This is a genomic window from Paenibacillus sp. fava2 (assembly GCF_058313675.1).
In genome coordinates this window covers 4,172,767-4,190,708 of record NZ_CM177755.1, presented here as the reverse complement: position 1 = coordinate 4,190,708, position 17,942 = coordinate 4,172,767, and the positions used below count along the sequence as shown (strand labels likewise).

Annotated in this window: 15 protein-coding genes; 11 read left to right on the top strand and 4 right to left on the bottom strand. The window is 50.8% G+C overall.

Annotated elements, in window-relative coordinates; translation table 11 throughout:
• Positions 1-25: 25 nt before the first annotated feature.
• A complete protein-coding gene (locus AC4G46_RS18125) occupies positions 26-532 on the bottom strand; it encodes a C40 family peptidase (protein ID WP_491123955.1) in 507 nt (168 codons plus the stop codon).
• Between the two features lie 276 nt (positions 533-808).
• Positions 809-1,450, bottom strand: a complete 642-nt coding sequence (locus tag AC4G46_RS18120) for a thiamine diphosphokinase (RefSeq protein ID WP_491123954.1) — start codon at positions 1,448-1,450, stop codon at positions 809-811.
• A 180-nt stretch (positions 1,451-1,630) separates the two neighbouring features.
• Between AC4G46_RS18120 and AC4G46_RS18115 the strand changes: the two genes are divergently transcribed.
• Positions 1,631-2,095, top strand: coding sequence for a low molecular weight protein-tyrosine-phosphatase (locus AC4G46_RS18115; protein WP_491128919.1), 465 nt, complete (start codon positions 1,631-1,633; stop codon positions 2,093-2,095).
• Positions 2,096-2,272: 177 nt separating this feature from the next.
• On the opposite strand, the gene AC4G46_RS18110 is transcribed toward AC4G46_RS18115, so the two are convergent.
• Positions 2,273-3,004, bottom strand: coding sequence for an alpha/beta hydrolase (locus tag AC4G46_RS18110; RefSeq protein WP_491123953.1), 732 nt, complete (start codon positions 3,002-3,004; stop codon positions 2,273-2,275).
• Positions 3,005-3,269: 265 nt separating this feature from the next.
• Here AC4G46_RS18110 and pdhA point away from each other — a divergent pair, with 265 nt between their 5' ends.
• The 8 genes from pdhA to AC4G46_RS18070 all read left to right on the top strand — a co-directional run bounded on the left by pdhA (position 3,270) and on the right by AC4G46_RS18070 (position 12,884).
• Positions 3,270-4,337, top strand: a complete 1,068-nt coding sequence (gene pdhA, locus AC4G46_RS18105) for a pyruvate dehydrogenase (acetyl-transferring) E1 component subunit alpha (protein ID WP_491128918.1) — start codon at positions 3,270-3,272, stop codon at positions 4,335-4,337.
• Between the two features lie 15 nt (positions 4,338-4,352).
• Positions 4,353-5,330 (top strand): alpha-ketoacid dehydrogenase subunit beta, encoded by a 978-nt coding sequence (locus tag AC4G46_RS18100; protein ID WP_491123952.1) that lies wholly within the window; start codon positions 4,353-4,355, stop codon positions 5,328-5,330.
• A 110-nt stretch (positions 5,331-5,440) separates the two neighbouring features.
• Positions 5,441-7,093, top strand: coding sequence for a 2-oxo acid dehydrogenase subunit E2 (locus AC4G46_RS18095; protein ID WP_491123951.1), 1,653 nt, complete (start codon positions 5,441-5,443; stop codon positions 7,091-7,093).
• 3 nt (positions 7,094-7,096) lie between these two features.
• Positions 7,097-8,509 (top strand): dihydrolipoyl dehydrogenase, encoded by a 1,413-nt coding sequence (gene lpdA / locus AC4G46_RS18090; protein WP_491123950.1) that lies wholly within the window; start codon positions 7,097-7,099, stop codon positions 8,507-8,509.
• 146 nt (positions 8,510-8,655) lie between these two features.
• Positions 8,656-9,630, top strand: coding sequence for a S66 peptidase family protein (locus AC4G46_RS18085; RefSeq protein ID WP_491123949.1), 975 nt, complete (start codon positions 8,656-8,658; stop codon positions 9,628-9,630).
• Positions 9,631-9,833: 203 nt separating this feature from the next.
• A complete protein-coding gene (thyA, locus tag AC4G46_RS18080) occupies positions 9,834-10,628 on the top strand; it encodes a thymidylate synthase (RefSeq protein ID WP_491123948.1) in 795 nt (264 codons plus the stop codon).
• Positions 10,629-10,671: 43 nt separating this feature from the next.
• Positions 10,672-11,163, top strand: coding sequence for a dihydrofolate reductase (locus tag AC4G46_RS18075; RefSeq protein ID WP_491123947.1), 492 nt, complete (start codon positions 10,672-10,674; stop codon positions 11,161-11,163).
• A 233-nt stretch (positions 11,164-11,396) separates the two neighbouring features.
• Entirely contained in the window at positions 11,397-12,884 is a 1,488-nt protein-coding gene (locus AC4G46_RS18070; RefSeq protein WP_491123946.1) for a glutamate synthase subunit beta, read from the top strand.
• Positions 12,885-13,000: 116 nt separating this feature from the next.
• Here AC4G46_RS18070 and AC4G46_RS18065 read toward each other — a convergent pair whose 3' ends face one another.
• Positions 13,001-15,001, bottom strand: coding sequence for a methyl-accepting chemotaxis protein (locus AC4G46_RS18065; RefSeq protein ID WP_491123945.1), 2,001 nt, complete (start codon positions 14,999-15,001; stop codon positions 13,001-13,003).
• A 538-nt stretch (positions 15,002-15,539) separates the two neighbouring features.
• Here AC4G46_RS18065 and AC4G46_RS18060 point away from each other — a divergent pair.
• Together AC4G46_RS18060 and AC4G46_RS18055 are read left to right on the top strand one after the other, a co-directional pair.
• On the top strand, positions 15,540-17,243 hold the full coding sequence (locus tag AC4G46_RS18060; protein ID WP_491123944.1) for a proline--tRNA ligase: 1,704 nt from the start codon (positions 15,540-15,542) through the stop codon (positions 17,241-17,243).
• 119 nt (positions 17,244-17,362) lie between these two features.
• A complete protein-coding gene (locus AC4G46_RS18055; RefSeq protein ID WP_491123943.1) occupies positions 17,363-17,938 on the top strand; it encodes a GNAT family N-acetyltransferase in 576 nt (191 codons plus the stop codon).
• Positions 17,939-17,942: the final 4 nt, after the last annotated feature.

Below are 17,942 nucleotides of genomic sequence, written 5' to 3'. Positions count from 1 at the left end.
ATACACGGTACAGATATATACAGCCCTACAGTACCCGGCGTGCTTTCAGATACGTTCTTTTCCAGTTGCCGGAATTCAGGTCAGAAACGGTTACGCCCGGGGAACCGTAAGTGTGCAGGATTTTGCCGTTGCCGGCGTAAACAGCCACGTGTGTAACGTTCTTGCCGTTAGCCCGGCTGCCGCTGGAGAAGAACACAAGGTCGCCGACACGGAGATTCGATTTGGATACCGCTTTTCCGACCTTGGATTGGGCTACAGAGGTACGCGGCAGGTTTACACCGTATTTTGCAAAGATATATTTAGTAAAAGAGGAGCAGTCAAAATATTTAGTAGTCGACGTGGAAGCGCCGAATTGATAGCGGGTGCCCAAATATTTTTTACCGAAGCTTACGATGCTTTGTCCGGTAGAGGCTGTCACAGATGCGGCAGCAACGGGTGCTGTGCCGGCTCCTGTAGCCATCAGAGTACTCAGTCCGATTGTAGTGCACATTCCCACGACTACCGCTTGTTTGAACCATTGGTGCTTTTTCATGTTGTAAAACCTCCCAGGTTTATATCTTTCTTGTATGTTTCTTTCTCTGTTTCGTAGTATAGCAGTTTATAGCAGGCCTATATTTTACCATAAATGTATCAAATTCAAGCCGGGCCTGGGTTGAAAGCGTTTTATTAAAAAAACATTAAAAGTTACAAAAAATTAATAATTATAAGAAAATGCATAACAAAAAAACCGGAAAACCCTTATGTATCAAGGGGAATCCCGGTTTTACACTTTTGAAACAAAGGTTACAACGATGTCTCCGGATATGTATTAATCCTTGCTCTGGATAATAAGCAGCAGGCCGCTTTCGATGGTAACCGTTCCTGTCTCTTCCAGCAGCCGGTTGCTGACAGCGAGGGACTGGCCCAGCTTGAGCGTTGCATTGTCCAGCGGGTATTGAAAGCCCTGCAGGGTAATCCCGGTTACTTCAGGGGTCAGCGGGAGCAGGGAGACATAGGTGAAGCCCTGTTCATGAACATGTACCTGAGATCCGGTAAGCGTGATAAAATTATTGGCATCCATTACAGAACAGCTTACCTGCCGCTGCAGCGCCCTCGTCATCATCTGAATGCTGGCCAGCGTATGGTCCATTCTTGTGCCTGTTACACCCATCATTAGGATCGATTCAGGCTGGGTGTTCAGCGCCAGGTCAAGCGCCAGCTCACTGTCAGTCAGGTCCTTGTCAACAGGATCGCAGGTAATGGTCTCTTTACTGCCTGCTCTGATCTGCTCCAGCGCCTCAGGGCTTACCGAATCAAAATCTCCGACGGCGATATCCGGCGTAATCCCGCGGCTGACAAGAAATAAAGCGCCGCTGTCCGCCCCGATAATAAAATCCTCTTCATCTATATGGTGCAAAAAGTCCTCGGAGAGCATACCTCCGGCAAAGATAACAACGCGTTTGGATGGCAAATTAATCTCCCTCCCTCTATTGGTGTTATAGTTTGTCATCCTTCACAAAGTATAATGCAGGATCCAAAAGTTGTACAATTACAGCTGATAACGCTAAAATAAAGACAGCGGATTTTTTTCTTCTATAGAATAAATCCTGCATACTACACAACAGAATCAGAGCTGCGGGAGGTGAGAGAAATCGTAAACGTATTATTCGTATGCCTGGGCAATATTTGCCGTTCGCCAATGGCGGAAGCGGTTCTCCGCAGCAAAATTGCAGAGCGCCGCCTGACGGAATCCATCAAGGTGGATTCAGCGGGAACAGGAGACTGGCATATTGGAAAAGTGCCGCATGAGGGAACACGGCGCATTCTCGATCAAAAGGGGATCAGCTATGCCGATATGAATGCACGCCTGGTGGACAGCGGCGATTTTGACAGCTTTGAGTACATAATCTGCATGGATCACTCTAACGCTGAGAATGTCCGCAAGCTGCCCGGAGGGGATAAGGCGGAGCTGCTGTTCTTCATGGATCTGCTTCCGGACGAGGAGCTGCGCGAGGTGCCTGATCCTTATTTCACCGGTAATTTCGAACAAGTATATGACCTTATTGATGCGGGCTGTGATGTGCTGCTGGACAAGATTATTCAGGAGAAGCTATAGCAGTCTACAGGCAAAAGCAGTAGTAGGTTAGAATTAGCGTTCAAAATTAGCCGGCCCGGTAACCGTCCTTAAAAAAGAGGACGGGCACCGTGTGCCCGTCTCGGAATGGAAGCGTAATCATACTGCATCTATACATAAGCTGACTGATTGTTCACTGTTTCGTCATTTTAAGCTGTTTCATGGGGTTAAGAAATAGAGTAATGATTCTGGGAGCTCTTTTTGCCAAAATCCCCAAAGATGCTTGCCGTCCTTCTCGCGGTAGGAGACGGTGGCTCCGCGGGCTTCAAGCAGCGCCTTCGTATCCCGGTTCATCTGAACGAAATCGTATACGCCGGTGTCTGTCTGATAATCGGTCTCCTGCAGGCCTACCACCATATTGATATCCAGCCAGGACAGATCATCCTCCCGGGCAATCAGATCACGGGATTCGGGATAATAAGCTCCTGATAGGCTTAACACACGGCTGAACAGGCCGGGATAGGCAAGGGCAAGATGCAGTGAGACGCTGCCGCCCAGCGAGTCTCCGGCGATGATCCGCTGATCAGGAGTGCGGCGGACCGGATAATTATGTTCAATGAAGGGAATAATTTCTTCGGCAAAGCAGGCAAGGTATTGCTTGAAGCGGCTGCCGAAGGGGGCGTACTCCTGTGTGCGGACGGCCACGTTCACCTCGACGCCTACAATTATGAACGGCTCGATGTCTTCTTCTATAATGAGCTGTCCGGCAAGGGTGGCGATCCGCCCGAAATTGAAAAATTCTTCGCCGTCCTGACAATAAATTACGGGATAGCTGAGTACTTCGTTGTAGCCCGGGGGAAGATAAATGCGAAGCTTGCGTTCCTCCTGCAGCTGCTCGCTCCAAAGGGTTTGCTTAACGATTGTTCGTTTCAGAAAAACAGGTTCGCTCATGACTGAATCGTCGCCTTTCTTGTCGAATTTTGCATTACACATGCGGTTACGTTAAAATTACCCAAGCGGTAAATGTGTGAAAAATCATTTACTCGCTCGAAAAAAACAAATCTGTTATAGGATATTCAAAATCCTGTTATACATACAAAATTTATGAGAACATAAATTTTATGCGTATTTCTTTGACGAAACAGATAAAACAGGTGTATAATAATTCTATAACAGATACCACTGATGTTCAAATTTTTTTATTGAGGTGAAAATGATGACTAGAGTTCCTTATGAAGTGTATACAGAGGACGTGGAGGCCCTTTCGGTGCTTTCTCCGGATGGAGAGGTTATCAACAAAGAGAAGATGCCTGCACTTACCGATGATCAGCTGAAAGAAATTATGTACCGTATGGTATTTACCCGCACTTGGGATGACCGTGCGGTTAACCTTGGCCGTCAGGGCCGCCTTGGCTTCTATGCTCCGGTATCGGGACAGGAAGCAACTATGATCGGCAGTGAGTTCGCACTGCAGAAAGAAGATTTCGTATGCCCGGGCTACCGCGATATTCCACAGCTGGTATGGCACGGACTTCCATTATATCAAGCATTCCTGTATTCCCGCGGTCACCAGCACGGCGGACAAATTCCGGACGGTGTTAATGTGCTTATGCCGCAGATCATCATCGGCGCGCAGATTCTGCATGCTACCGGAATTGCAATGGGCTTCAAACTGAAGAAACAGCAGAATGTTGCAATCACTTATACAGGTGACGGCGGTTCTTCCGAAGGCGACTTCTACGAAGGCCTGAACTTTGCAGGACGCTTCAAACTGCCGGTAATCTTCTTCGTACAGAACAATGGTTATGCGATTACGACTCCGTTCGCTAAACAGACGGCTTCCAAATCCATTGCCCACAAAGCAGTAGCCGTTGGTATTCCGGGAATCAAAGTAGACGGCATGGATGTCTTTGCTGTAATCGCTGCGGTTCAGGAAGCTGCAGAACGTGCACGCAGAGGCGAAGGTGCAACGCTGATTGAAGCTGTAACTTACCGTTTCCGTCCGCACTCCCTCTCCGATGACGCCAGCAAATACCGTTCCAAGGATGAAGAAGGCCAATGGAACGAGAAAGATCCTATCGCCCGTCTTGCCAAATACTTGGAGAAGAAAGGCCTGTGGACCGAAGAAGATACAGCTCGCGTGAGAGAAGAAGCGAAAGCGACTGTAAACGAGCAGATCAAAAAAGCAGAGCAAACCGAAAAAATGACCGTTTCAGGCTTGATCGACAGCATGTTCGAGGTAACTCCGAAGCATCTGGAAGAGCAAAAAGCCGATTTCGAATAAGGGGGATATCAGGCAATGGCACAAATGAATATGAAAGAAGCAATTCGTGACGCACTGCGCGTTGAACTGAATCGCGACCCTAATGTTATGATCTTTGGGGAAGACGTTGGTAATGTAGGCGGCGTTTTCCGCGTAACTGAAGGACTGCAGAAAGAATTTGGCGAAGACCGTGTATTTGATACACCGCTTGCCGAGTCCGCGATCGGCGGTCTGGCATTTGGTCTCGGGGTACAAGGTTTCCGTCCAATCGCTGAAATCCAGTTTATCGGCTTCATCTACGAAGCTCTTGACCAGATCGTTATCCAGGCAGCACGCCTGCGTTACCGTTCCGGCGGTAAATATAACGCTCCAGTCGTATTCCGTACACCATTTGGCGGCGGCGTAAAAGCGGCTGAGCTGCACACAGATTCCCTTGAGGGCCTGATTGCTCAAAGCCCTGGTATCAAGGTTGTTATTCCTTCCAATCCTTACGATGCCAAAGGTCTGATGATCGCTTCGATCCGCGACAATGACCCTGTATTCTTCATGGAGCACCTTAACCTGTACCATGCGTTCCGCGCTGAAGTACCTGAAGGTGAATACACCGTTGAGCTCGGTAAAGCAAATGTTGTCCGTGAAGGTTCTGATGTAACCATCATCGCTTACGGTCTGATGGTACATACTGCTACTAAAGCGGCTGATCAGCTGGAGAAGGAAGGCATCAAGGCTGAAATTATCGATCTGCGGACCGTTAGCCCGATCGATATTGATACCATTGTGGCTTCCGTGAAGAAAACTAACCGTGCGATTGTAGTGCAAGAAGCTCAGAAGAGCTCCGGCGTTGCTGCCGAAGTTATCGCGCAAATCAACGAAAAAGCAATTCTGCATCTTGAAGCGCCTGTACTCCGTGTAGCAGGTCCGGACACCATCTATCCGTTCGCACAGATCGAAGATAGCTGGATTCCTACACCGGCCCGCGTAGTAGCAGCTGTGAAGAAAGTTCTGGAATTCTAAGATAAATTTGTACTTGCCGTCCTTTTACAAGGGCGGCACCCTTTTCTGCAATATATCTTAAACTTAAGCTTATGCTTTCGAAGCACACAAACTTTTAGGAGGTTATCAAGGTGGCAAAATTTGAGTACCGGTTCCCTGAGCTGGGCGAAGGTTTGCATGAAGGTGAAATTATCAAAATGCACATCAAAGCCGGCGATAAAGTAACCGATGACGATATCGTAATGGAAGTACAGAACGACAAGGCGGTAGTAGAGGTTCCTTGTCCGGTTAACGGCACAGTGCTTGAAGTATTCACTAAAGACGGCCAGGTATGCCGCGTTGGTGAAGTTGTAGCTATTATCGATGCAGAAGGCGATGTTCCTGAGCAGGAAGGCGGCCATCCGGCAGAAGCGGCTTCCCAGGAAGCAGACGCAGCTAAGGGCGGAGCAGATACTACTTCTTCCCCTGCAACCAGTGCTCCTTCGGCCGGCGGCGCTGTAAACTTCGAATACCGTTTCCCTGAGCTGGGCGAAGGCCTGCATGAAGGTGAAATCATCAAGATGCACATCAAAGTCGGCGACAAGGTAACCGATGACGATATCATCATGGAAGTACAGAATGACAAGGCGGTAGTAGAAGTACCTTGCCCTGTTAACGGAACTGTAATTGAAGTTCGTGTTAAAGACGGACAGGTATGCCGCGTAGGCGAAGTTGTGGCGATTATCGCTGCAGAGGGTGAAGTTCCACAGCAGGAAGGCGGCCACGCTGAAGCTCCTGCAGCGCAGGAAGCTGCGGCACCAGCAGCTGCACAGGCTGCTGCTCCGGCACCTAACCGTGATATTCTGGCTACTCCAAGCGTCCGCAAAGCGGCACGTGAGCAAGGTGTTGATCTTGCGAAGGTGAACGGCAGCGGCAAAAACGGCAAAATTACCCATGACGATATCGCAGCCTTCCTGAAGGGCGGCTCCGCAGCTCCGGCTGCAGCAGCAGCGCCTGCAGCGGCGGCATCCGCACCTGCAGCAGCTCCGGCAGCTGAAGCCAAAGCACCTGCGGCAGCTCCAGCTGCATCCGGCAATGTTAGCCTTGAGGAAGAACGCGTACCATTCAAAGGTATCCGCAAAGCGATCTCCAATGCTATGGTTAAATCGGCCTACACAGCGCCGCATGTTACCATCATGGACGAAGTGGATGTTACCGAGCTGGTGGCTTTCCGTACCCGTATGAAGCCTGTAGCCGAGAAGAAGGGCGTGAAGGTTACTTACCTGCCATTCATCGTTAAGGCTCTGGTTGCAGCATCCCGTCAGTTCCCTGCGCTTAACGCAATGATTGACGAAACCACTAACGAAATTGTGTACAAAAAGTACTACAACATCGGTATCGCTACAGATACAGACAACGGTCTGATCGTACCGGTAATCAAGGATGCTGACCGTAAGAGCATCTGGATGATCGCAAGTGCAATCACTGATCTGGCTGTGCGCGGACGCGACGGCAAGCTGACTGCTAACGAAATGAAGGGCAGCACGATCTCCATCTCTAACATAGGCTCCGCCGGCGGTATGTTCTTTACTCCGATCATCAACTTCCCTGAAGTTGCGATTCTGGGTACAGGCCGCATCACTGAGAAGCCTGTTGTGAAGAACGGTGAAATCGTAGCAGCTCCAGTAATGGCGCTGTCCCTGAGCTTTGACCACCGTATCATTGACGGTGCAACTGCACAGAACTTCATGAATTACATTAAGACCCTGCTTGCAAATCCTGATATGTTAGTTATGGAGGTGTAATAAATGGTAGTCGGAGACGCTTCAATCGAAATCGACACATTGGTTATTGGTGCAGGTCCCGGCGGGTATGTGGCGGCAATTCGTGCCGCCCAGCTCGGCCAAAAAGTCCTTATTGTAGATAAATCGGAGCTCGGCGGTGTCTGCCTGAACCGCGGCTGTATTCCTTCCAAAGCGCTGATCTCTGCAGCACACAGCTATGAAGCTGCACAGCACGGCGATGTTTTCGGTGTTACTGCCGAGAACGTAAAGGTAGACTGGGCCAAAACCCAGGAATTCAAAAACGGTGTAGTTAAGAGAATGACCACCGGCGTAACCAGCCTGATGAAGGGCAACAAGATTGAAGTATTCAGCGGCGAAGCGATGTTCATCAGCACAAACGAAGCCCGTTTGTTCAATGACCATGAATCCCCGCGTTACAAATTCAACAACTGCATCATCGCGACTGGCTCCCGTCCGATTGAACTGAAGCCATTCCCGTTCGGCGGACGCATCCTGTCCTCTACGGAAGCTCTGGATCTGCCGGAAATTCCTAAGAGCATGATCGTAATCGGCGGCGGCTACATCGGTGCTGAGCTTGGCCAGATGTACTCCAAATTCGGCACTAAAGTAACGATCATTGAAGGTCTGGATACTGTGCTGCCAGGCTTCGATAAAGATATGACCCGTCTGGTTGCCAAGAACATGGCGAAGACAGGCATCGAGATCGTAACCAATGCCAAAGCGGAAAGTGCTGTTCAGAACGACAAGGAAGTAACCGTTAAGTACTCTGTCGGCGGCGAAACCAAAGAAATTACTGCAGATTACCTGCTGGTAACTGTAGGCCGCCGTCCAAATACTGACGGTGAGCTGGGTCTTGATCTGATCGGCGTTGAGCTTGACGAACGCGGCCTGATCAAAGTTGACCACCAGGGCCGTACCAACATCCCTAATATCTACGCTATTGGAGATATTGTTCCTGGTCTTGCGCTGGCACACAAAGCATCCTACGAAGGTAAGGTTGCTGCTGAAGCGATCTCCGGCCACAAATCCGTGGTTGACTACAAAGTTATTCCGGCCGTTGTGTTCACAGATCCTGAATGCTCCAGCGTAGGCTTGACCGAGAAGGAAGCAAAAGACAAGGGCTACAAGGTAAAAGCAGGCAAGTTCCCGTTCGCGGGCAACGGCCGTGCAGTTTCCCTGAATGCTCCGGAAGGCTTCATCAAGATTGTGGCTAACAGCGAGAACAACCTCGTACTGGGCGCACAAATCGTGGGTCTGGAAGCTTCCAACCTGATTGCCGAGCTGGGTCTGGCGATTGAAATGGGCGCAACGCTCGAAGATATCGCACTGACAATCCACGCGCATCCAACCCTTGGCGAAATCGTCATGGAAGCGGCTGAGCTGGTAGAAGGCCACCCGATTCACGTAGTGAAATAATACATTACCGTCTGCTGTAAGGCAGAATCATCATAGAAGGGACTCCCAATGTCATGGTAATGGCTGAGGGAGTCTTTTCTTTTATTCAGCAGTCTATTAAATATGTTGAAGCAATAGAAAAGGACTGTTACGAGAGGAGTTATCCTATGAAGGCACCAAAACTGCAGGCAGGCGACGGAATCCGTATCATCTCGCCGTCAAACAGTCTCGGCATTATCGCACCTGAGCAGATAGAGGCTTCTGCCAGGCTGCTGGAGAGCTACGGCTTCAAGGTTTCTTTTGCAGCACATGCTTATGAAATGGATCAATTCTCCTCGTCCTCTGTCCGCTCCAGGGTGGAGGACATTCACGAGGCTTTCCGCGACCCGGATGTCAAAGGTATTCTAACTACACTGGGAGGGCATAACTGCAACCAGCTGCTGAGGGAGCTCGATTACAGGCTGATCGCAGACAATCCTAAACGTCTTTGCGGGTACTCCGATATAACGGCGCTCGGCAGTGCGATTTACCGCAAGACCGGATTGATTACATACTCAGGACCGCATTTCTCCACCTTATCCATGCGGCTAGGCAATGAATATACGGTCAGGCATTTTATCCAAATGATGATGGAGGATGAACCGGTCCTAGTGCAGCCTTCGGCTGAGTGGAGTGACGATGCGTGGTTCCTTGATCAGGAGAACCGAAGCTTTGAGGCGAATGAAGGGCCTTATACAATCTGTTCCGGATCAGCAGAAGGTACAATAATCGGCGGTAATCTGTGCACAGTGAACCTGCTGCAGGGTACTGAGTTCATGCCAACCCTGAAGGATGTTATTCTGTTTCTGGAGGATGATTTTGAATCGGGGCCGGAAGTCTTTGACCGTGATCTCCAGTCGCTGATTCATCAGCCGGACTTTGAGCAGGTGAGGGGGCTTGTAATCGGCAGGTTTCAGCGGGCGTCAAGGATAACAAGGGATATGCTGGAAGCAATCATCCGTAGCAAGAAGGAGCTGCTGCAACTTCCGGTTGTGGCTGACGTAAACTTCGGCCATACCTCGCCGCTGATTACTTTTCCTGTTGGGGGCCGGGCCAAGCTGAGAGCAGATGCAGATACTGTAGAGCTGAGAATCTGGGAATAGCAGGAGAACCAGGTGCAATCAGGATCACGGATTAACCGGTATATACAGCCTGTCCTCCCACTATTTTCGTGCAAAGGAAATCACTGTGCGGAGGAGGGCTGGTGAACGACAGGAAATTGCATTTTCTACGCTTAATTAAGTTACAAGGGTGGTCAGGTCATGGTAAACTGGGATAAGAAAAAAAGGGGAGAGGAGTTTAAACTTTGCGCAACTACTTAGATTTACTTCAAGATGTATTTGATCACGGCACGCCCAAAAGCGACCGCACCGGAACAGGCACCATTTCCGTGTTCGGGCGTCAGCTCCGCTTTGATCTGTCCGAAGGCTTTCCGCTGGTTACGACCAAGCGCATTCATCTGAAATCCGTTGTTCATGAGCTCCTGTGGTTTTTAAAGGGAGATACCAATATCTCTTACCTTAAAGAAAACGGTGTTTCGATCTGGGATGAATGGGCCGATGAGAATGGTGAACTGGGACCGGTATACGGCTCGCAGTGGCGTGCCTGGGAGAGCAGTGACGGCCGGCATATTGACCAGATCGCTGCAGTCATTGATTCCATCAGGAACAATCCGGACTCCCGCCGTCATATTGTAAGCGCGTGGAATGTCGGGGAAATTGAGCAGATGAAGCTTCCGCCGTGCCACTTTGTGTTTCAGTTTTATGTAGCTGACGGCAAGCTGAGCTGTATGCTGACCATGCGCTCTGTAGATACGTTCCTCGGCCTGCCTTTTAATATTGCAAGCTATGCCCTGCTCACCCATATGGTCGCCCAGCAGACAGGTTACGAGGTGGGGGACTTCATTTGGTCCGGAGGGGATGTGCACATTTATACAAATCATCTGGAGCAGGTGGCCACCCAGCTGTCCAGAGAGCCGCATCCGCTGCCGAAGCTGAATATCCTCAGAAAGCCGGATAGCATTTTTGATTATACATTTGATGATTTTGAGTTTGAAGGGTATGTCTATCACCCGGGGATCAAAGCACCGGTTGCCATTTAATCTTTCCGGGACATGATGATTCTTGGTAAAGGAGGGCATAGATATGAGTATCAGCATGATTTGGGCCATGGCGGAGAACGGTGTAATTGGTAAGGATAACGATATGCCGTGGCATCTGCCGCTGGATTTTGCCTATTTTAAAGAACAGACGCTGGGTAAAAGAATGCTTATGGGCCGCAAAACCTGGGAGTCACTTGGCGGGAAGCCGCTTAAGGGCAGAACGAGCATCGTTATTACGAGAGATGCCGGATTTCAGGCGGAGGGGGCACAGGTCGTCCATACGCTGGAGGAAGCGCTGGCTGAAGGACGTAAGGACGATGAGCTTATGATTATCGGCGGAGCTGAAATCTACGGGATGATGCTGCCGTACGCCGACAAGCTGCTTGTAACCCGGATTTATGAGGATTTTGAAGGTGAAACGAAATTTCCGGATGTCCGCTGGGAAGAATGGAAAGAGGTCTCCAGCATTCAAGGGATCCGCAATGAGCAGAACCCGTATGATTACCGTTTTTACGTTTATGAACGTACGGTTTAAGGAAAAAGCGTTTTCTCTGACACAACATGTGAAATAGTACAAATAATCAGCAGATTAATCCATTACAGTGCGAAAGTATAGAATGCTACTATAGTTAAAATTACAATTGCTAAACTTAAAAATAGTATAGAATGTGCAGGTACTTCATTGCGCTGAATCGACACGAATCTGCCGCAGTATGCTACAATGTACTATACATCAACACGAAGAGAACGGATGGGGGAAACGTAAATATGTCTACACCTACTGGATTTATGGAGTATAAGCGCCAGCTCCCAGGTGACCGGGATCCTGAACAGCGCGTTAAAGACTGGGAAGAATTCCATCATCACCTTACCGAGGACGAGCTCCGCACGCAGGGCGCGCGCTGCATGGACTGCGGAACCCCCTACTGCCATACCGGCATTGATATGACCGGAGGCACATCTGGGTGCCCGGTTCACAACCTGATTCCCGAATGGAATAATCTGGTTTACCGCGGCCTGTGGAAGGAAGCGCTGGAGCGTCTGCACAAGACGAATAACTTCCCTGAGTTTACAGGCAGCATCTGTCCTGCGCCTTGCGAAGGCTCCTGTACCGTCGGTCTGATCGGACAGCCGGTTACGATCAAGACCATCGAGCTTGCAATCGTGGATAAAGGCTTTGAGGAAGGCTGGGTTGTCCCTAATCCGCCCGAGAAGCGCACCGGCAAGCGAGTAGCCATCGTCGGCTCCGGACCGGCCGGACTTGCTGCAGCAGCCCAGCTGAACAAAGCAGGACATACCGTGACTGTATATGAACGCAGTGACCGCGTCGGCGGTTTGTTGACATATGGCATACCTACAATGAAGCTGGATAAGCGCGTCGTTCAGCGCCGGGTGGATCTGCTGGCTGCTGAAGGCATCACCTTTGTTGTAAACACCGAGATCGGCAAGGATATTCCGACCCAACAGCTCGTCGATGACTATGATGCGGTCGTACTGTGCGGGGGAGCAACTAAAGCGCGCCAGTTCAATGTCGAAGGCAGTGAGCTGAAGGGTGTCATGTACGCGATGGATTATCTGACCGGCACGATCAAGAGCTACCTGAACTCCAATCTGGAGGATGGCAACTTCGTCTCGGCAGCAGGTAAAGATGTAGTTGTACTGGGCGGCGGGGATACCGGTTCTGACTGTGTAGCAACCTCATTGCGCCATGGCTGCAATAGCATTACCCAATTCGGCACACATGACAAAGCGCCGCTTGAGCGTGATCCGATTGCCAACCCTTGGCCGCAGTTCCCGAACGTGTACACTCTTGATTATGCACAGCAGGAAGCCAAAGCCATCTTTGGCGATGATCCGCGCGAATTCTCGATCATGACGACCAAGTTTGTCGGTGATGAAGAGGGCAAGCTGAAGGAGCTGCACACCGTGCAAATCCGCCGTATGGTGGATGAGACAGGCCGCAAGATCTACCAGCCTGTACCGGGTACAGAAGCTGTCTACCCGGCTCAGCTGGCGCTGATCGCGATCGGCTTCGACGGACCGGAGCAGGATATCATTCAGGAGCTGAGCCTGGAAACGGACCGCCGCAGCAATGTGAAGGCCCGTTACGGCAAATTCAATACCAATGTGGATAAAGTTTTTGCTGCAGGTGACATGCGCCGCGGACAGAGTCTGGTGGTCTGGGCGATTAACGAAGGCCGCGCTGCCGCACGTGAAGTTGATAAATATCTGATGGGATCGACCGTTCTCGTCTAATTGATAGCCTGTGGATCACCAAGAGCCGCCCTTCCAGCAATTGCTGGAAGGGCGGCTCTTGTTATACATCATAAGAGATGCCGCGGGTAAACTACGGCATCTCTTTAAGGAGTTCTCTAATCCTCCAGCTTAAAGCGCTCGATCTTCACCTGCAGGTCTGAGGCCATCTTGGACAGCTCACCGGAAGAAGCGGTAATCTCGTCCATGGAGGCAAGCTGCTCCTGGGTCGCTGCGGTTACGCTCTGGAAGGCATCAGAGGTGGACCGTGAGATATTGGAGATTTCAACGACGGAAGCTGCGACTTGCTCGGCTCCGGCAGACATCTGCTCCGTAACGGCGGAAATATCATGGATCTGGCCGTTGATTCTGGCGGTGGATTGTTCAATATTCGCAAACGCCGCTTTGGCCTCATCAGTCACTTGAATCCCCAGTTCCACGTCAGCCGATACCCGGTTATGGATTGTCTCATAGGTCTGGTCAATAAGGACGGTCATCTGTTCAATCGTCTCCTGGATATTACCGGCAGTCGTCTTGGACTGGTCTGCCAGCTTGCGTACTTCAGTTGCCACTACAGCGAAGCCCCGGCCATGCTCACCGGCGCGGGCGGCCTCAATTCCGGCGTTCAGCGACAGCAGATTGGTCTGTACGGCAATATTGGAGATCGCACTGCTCATCGCTGACACCTGGGAGTTCAGGCCGTTCAATTGGCCGATCAGCTCGGAGGACAGGTGAGTGGACTCGCGGATCGCATCCATCTGCCGGCTGACCAGGCTGATTTTTTCGCTGCCGCTATGCACATCCGCTTCGGTGTCTGCGGATGAGCTGACGATGGAGGAAGCGGCTTCGGCAATTTTTGTGATGCCGGCGGACATTTCTTCCATCGCCCGGGACGTCTCGGCCATGGCTGCGGTCTGAGTCTCGGCTCCGGCAGATGAATCCTGGACCATCTCGGCCACATAGGCTGTGGCTTTGGCATTTTCTTCGGTGGTAGCGGTCAGCTGCTCGCTGGAAGCGGCCAGCAGGCCTGAGGTCTCGGAGATGTCTGTCACGATATTCCGCAGTGATTCCACCATGAGATTATAGTTTTTGGCCAGCTCACCAATCTCATCGGCACGGTCAATTGTGATCTGTTCGTTCAGATACCCTTCGCTTACACGGCGTGCAGACTGGTTAAGCCGGGTGATTGGCCGCGAGATGGCTCTTACGATGAAATACATCAGAATGAGGGCGATCACCAGCGCACAGCCCAGCACGATCAGGCCGTTATACAATACAGGTAGCGAAGCGTCTGAAAATTCCTTGGTTTTGATTACACCCACGACAGTAAAGCCTGTTACTGGATCTGTCGTATAATAGCCGCTCATGTCCAGTCCGGTATCAGGATTGGTATAGGCCAGATTGCCTTTGTCTCCAACCAGCAGCTCAGCGACATAAGGGGCAATATCTTCTCCGGCCTTTTTCACTGGATGTGACACAAACTTGTTATTCCGGTCAATAACATAGTAGTAGCCCTCTTTACCGAGCTTATTCTTACTGATCCGGTCACTCATTGCTTTAAGATTAAGAGTCGTGGCAAGGGCGCCCTTGCCGTCCTTGAGGGTTTCGGAAATAAACAGCGTATAGTTGCCGGTAGTTAAAGATACAGTTGGATCTGTAAGGGTAACCTCACCGGGATTGCTCACAGCAGCAGTATACCAGTCACGGGTACGCGGATCATAATCCTGCGGGCCTGGGTCAGGCGCTTTCATCCAGGCACCGTTCTGATTCCCGGCCACAAAAAGTTCAAGCTCGGGGTGCTCTTTTATAAACAATTCAATCAGTGTACGGGTAGCCGCATTTTTATTGTCAAGATCGGCAGATGTCAGTTGCTGGCTTAGTTGTGAGACATTCTGTTTGGCGGCAGTAACCGATTCATTAATATTCGTAGCCAGCAGGTCTACGCTGGTGTGCATGGATTCCTGCATTTTGAATTCCAGCTGCTTACTGGAGCTAGTGTAGGAAAAGTAGCTTACCAGCACAACCGGAATGACCAGCATGACGGTAAAAATCAGGAGCATTTTCCTCTGCAGTGAACGGGATGTTAGATTTTGAGCGGCATTCTTGATTTTTGTGAACATAGCGATGATTCCCCCTTGAATACATTTACACAGAGGCATTGACAGGCGTTTCCTCTTGAAATGCTCTATTCATATATTTCGGTTTATTTTCAAAAAAATTTCATATGTAAGCCGGTTTATCAGAAACATTTAATTTACAAATGGACAAGAATAGTGTAAACGCATACATGAAAAGTTGCCGGAACTGGTTCAAACATGGCATTTTCATGACAGGCTTGACGCATTTTGTAATTTCGGATACATTAAATAACAATTCAATAACGCAGCAGCGTTGACCAAGGATCTGCATCCCGCATATCGCCAGAACAGAGAGAGGATTCACCGGCTGAAAGGTCCTCCAAGCCGCGAAGGGAGCGCACCCTGCCTTGAAAGCTGCAGCAATGGAGGTAAGCCTTTATTTGCTGCCGGCCCCGGCCGTTATCCGGATAGAGGACTGCCAGGCATAGCCAGGCGGTTGAAATAGGGTGGTATCACGACGCATTCGTCCCTGACGGATGCGTCTTTTTTGCGTTTCAAACAATCAGAGGAGATGATTTCAATGCGCCAAAGCCAGCTTTTACTGACAACACTACGCGATGCACCTGCAGATGCGGAAACGGCAAGCCACCAGCTGCTCTTGCGTGCCGGCTATATCCGGATGCTCGCAGCGGGAATATACAGCTACCTGCCGCTGGGCCGCAGGGTGCTGCGCAATATTGAGAATATTGTCCGCGAGGAAATGGATGCCGCCGGTGCTCAGGAGGTGCTGCTGCCATCTTTGCTGCCGGCTGAGCTGTGGAAGGAGTCAGGGCGATTCGAGCCGTATGGTAAGGATCTGATGACCCTTATGGACCGCCATGAGCGCCAGTTTGTGCTCGGCCCTACCCACGAAGAAGCTATAACAGCCCTGGTCCGGGGTGAGATCAGCTCCTACCGCAAGCTGCCGGTTACGCTCTATCAGGTTCAGACCAAATTCCGCGATGAACGCCGCCCGCGATCCGGTCTGCTGCGGGGCAGGGAGTTTCTGATGAAGGATGCCTATTCTTTTGACACGGACTGGGAAGGGCTGGACGCAGCATATAACCGTATGTTCACAGCCTATGAACGGATTTTTACCCGCTGCGGGCTGAACTTCAAGGCGGTTCAGGCTAATGCCGGTGCAATGGGCGGGGAGGGTGGAAATCATGAATTTATGGCGCTCGCGGAGGTTGGTGAGGACACACTTGCTGTATGCTCGAGCTGCGATTATGCTGCTAATCTGGAGGAAGCCGAGGCTGGCATAGCGGTAAGCGGTATCTCACCTGGAGAGACAGACCAGCCGTCTGCTCAAAAGTTTCATACGCCAGGACTGCGGACGATCGACCAGCTGGAAGAGGAACTGCAGCTTGCACCGCATAGCATCATCAAAACACTGATTTATATCGGTGACGGCACCATATTTGCCGTACTCGTCCGCGGGGATCATGAGGTGAATGAGCTCAAGCTTGCGGCTGCTGCGGGCGTTACCTCAGTGTCTCTAGCAGATAATGATGCCGTCAGGGCGGCTGCCGGTGTAGAGAGCGGATATGTCGGACCGGTCGGCCTGCAGCTGCCGCTGATCATTGACAAAGCCGTGGCATCGATGGAAACCGGGATTGCAGGCGCCGGAGAAAGAGATTACCATCTGCGGAATGTGGTGCCAGGACGTGACTTTTTGCTTGAGCATGTGGCTGATATCAGAAACGCTGCCGAAGGGGAGACTTGTCCGAAATGCGGAAAGGGTGTGTACCATTTTCATAAAGGAATCGAGATCGGCCACATCTTTAAGCTGGGTACAAGGTACAGTGAGAAGCTCGGGGCAGTTTATCTGGATGCCTCAGGCAGAAACAAACCTATGATAATGGGCTGTTACGGCATTGGCCTCTCCCGGCTGCTGGCAGCAGTAGCCGAGCAAAGCCATGATGATGAAGGGCTGATTTGGCCCGGGGAGCTTGCACCTTACCGGGTGCATATCCTGCAGCTGTCTGCCAAGGATCAGGAGCAGGCTGAGCTGGCTGAAGCACTATACAACCAGCTTAACGGGGCAGGTATAGGGGCACTGCTCGATGACAGGGATGAACGGCCAGGGGTAAAATTCAAAGACGCCGGACTGATCGGCATTCCGGTTGTGCTGGTGGTCGGCAAGTCGGCCGGCGAAGGCAAGGTTGAATTCTGGCACCGGAAGAGCGGTACGAAGGAGATTATCACCAGCGCAGAGGCAGTCTCCCGGATTGTGGGGGAATGAAATAAGCGTCACGGTCAACATTTGTATTTATCCTCCAAGTAGAAGATGTTTATAAGAATTATCTACATTTCAGCAGAATGCCTTTGATGCTAGAATTTAGGTAAAGGAGGCGGATTTGGATGAACGTACCGGGGCATTATTTTTGGCAGGGCACGCTGGTCAGACTCAGAGCAACAAGGAGAAGTGACTGGGAAGTGTGGCGCAGGGAGCAGGAGGACAGTGAAGTTGTCCGGCTGATGGAGTGGAGTGTTGAGCTGCCGAAGAATGAGGCGAATGAACTGGCGATGTCGGAGGAATATGATAACTTCAAAAGCGAATTACGCTGGATGTTTGCTGTTGAGACGTTAGATAATGTCCTGGTGGGGTTTGTAAATCTGAGTGCGCCGGATTATAAGAACGGTACATTCGGAATGTCCTTCTGTATCAACAGTCCGTATCGGCAGAACGGCTACGGGCTGGATGCGGCACGGATTGTTCTGCGGTATGCGTTTCATGAGCTGAGGCTGCAAAAATGCAACAGCGGCTGTGTCTCCGTCAACGCCGCATCCAGAGCGCTTCACCTGAAGCTTGGCTTCAAGGAGGAAGGCCTGCGGCGCAGAAGCATTTTTATGAACGGCCAGTATTATGATGATCTTATGCTTGGGCTGCTGCGTGATGAATTTGATGAGGCGGAAGCAATGCGGAGCAAAGCTTAATATA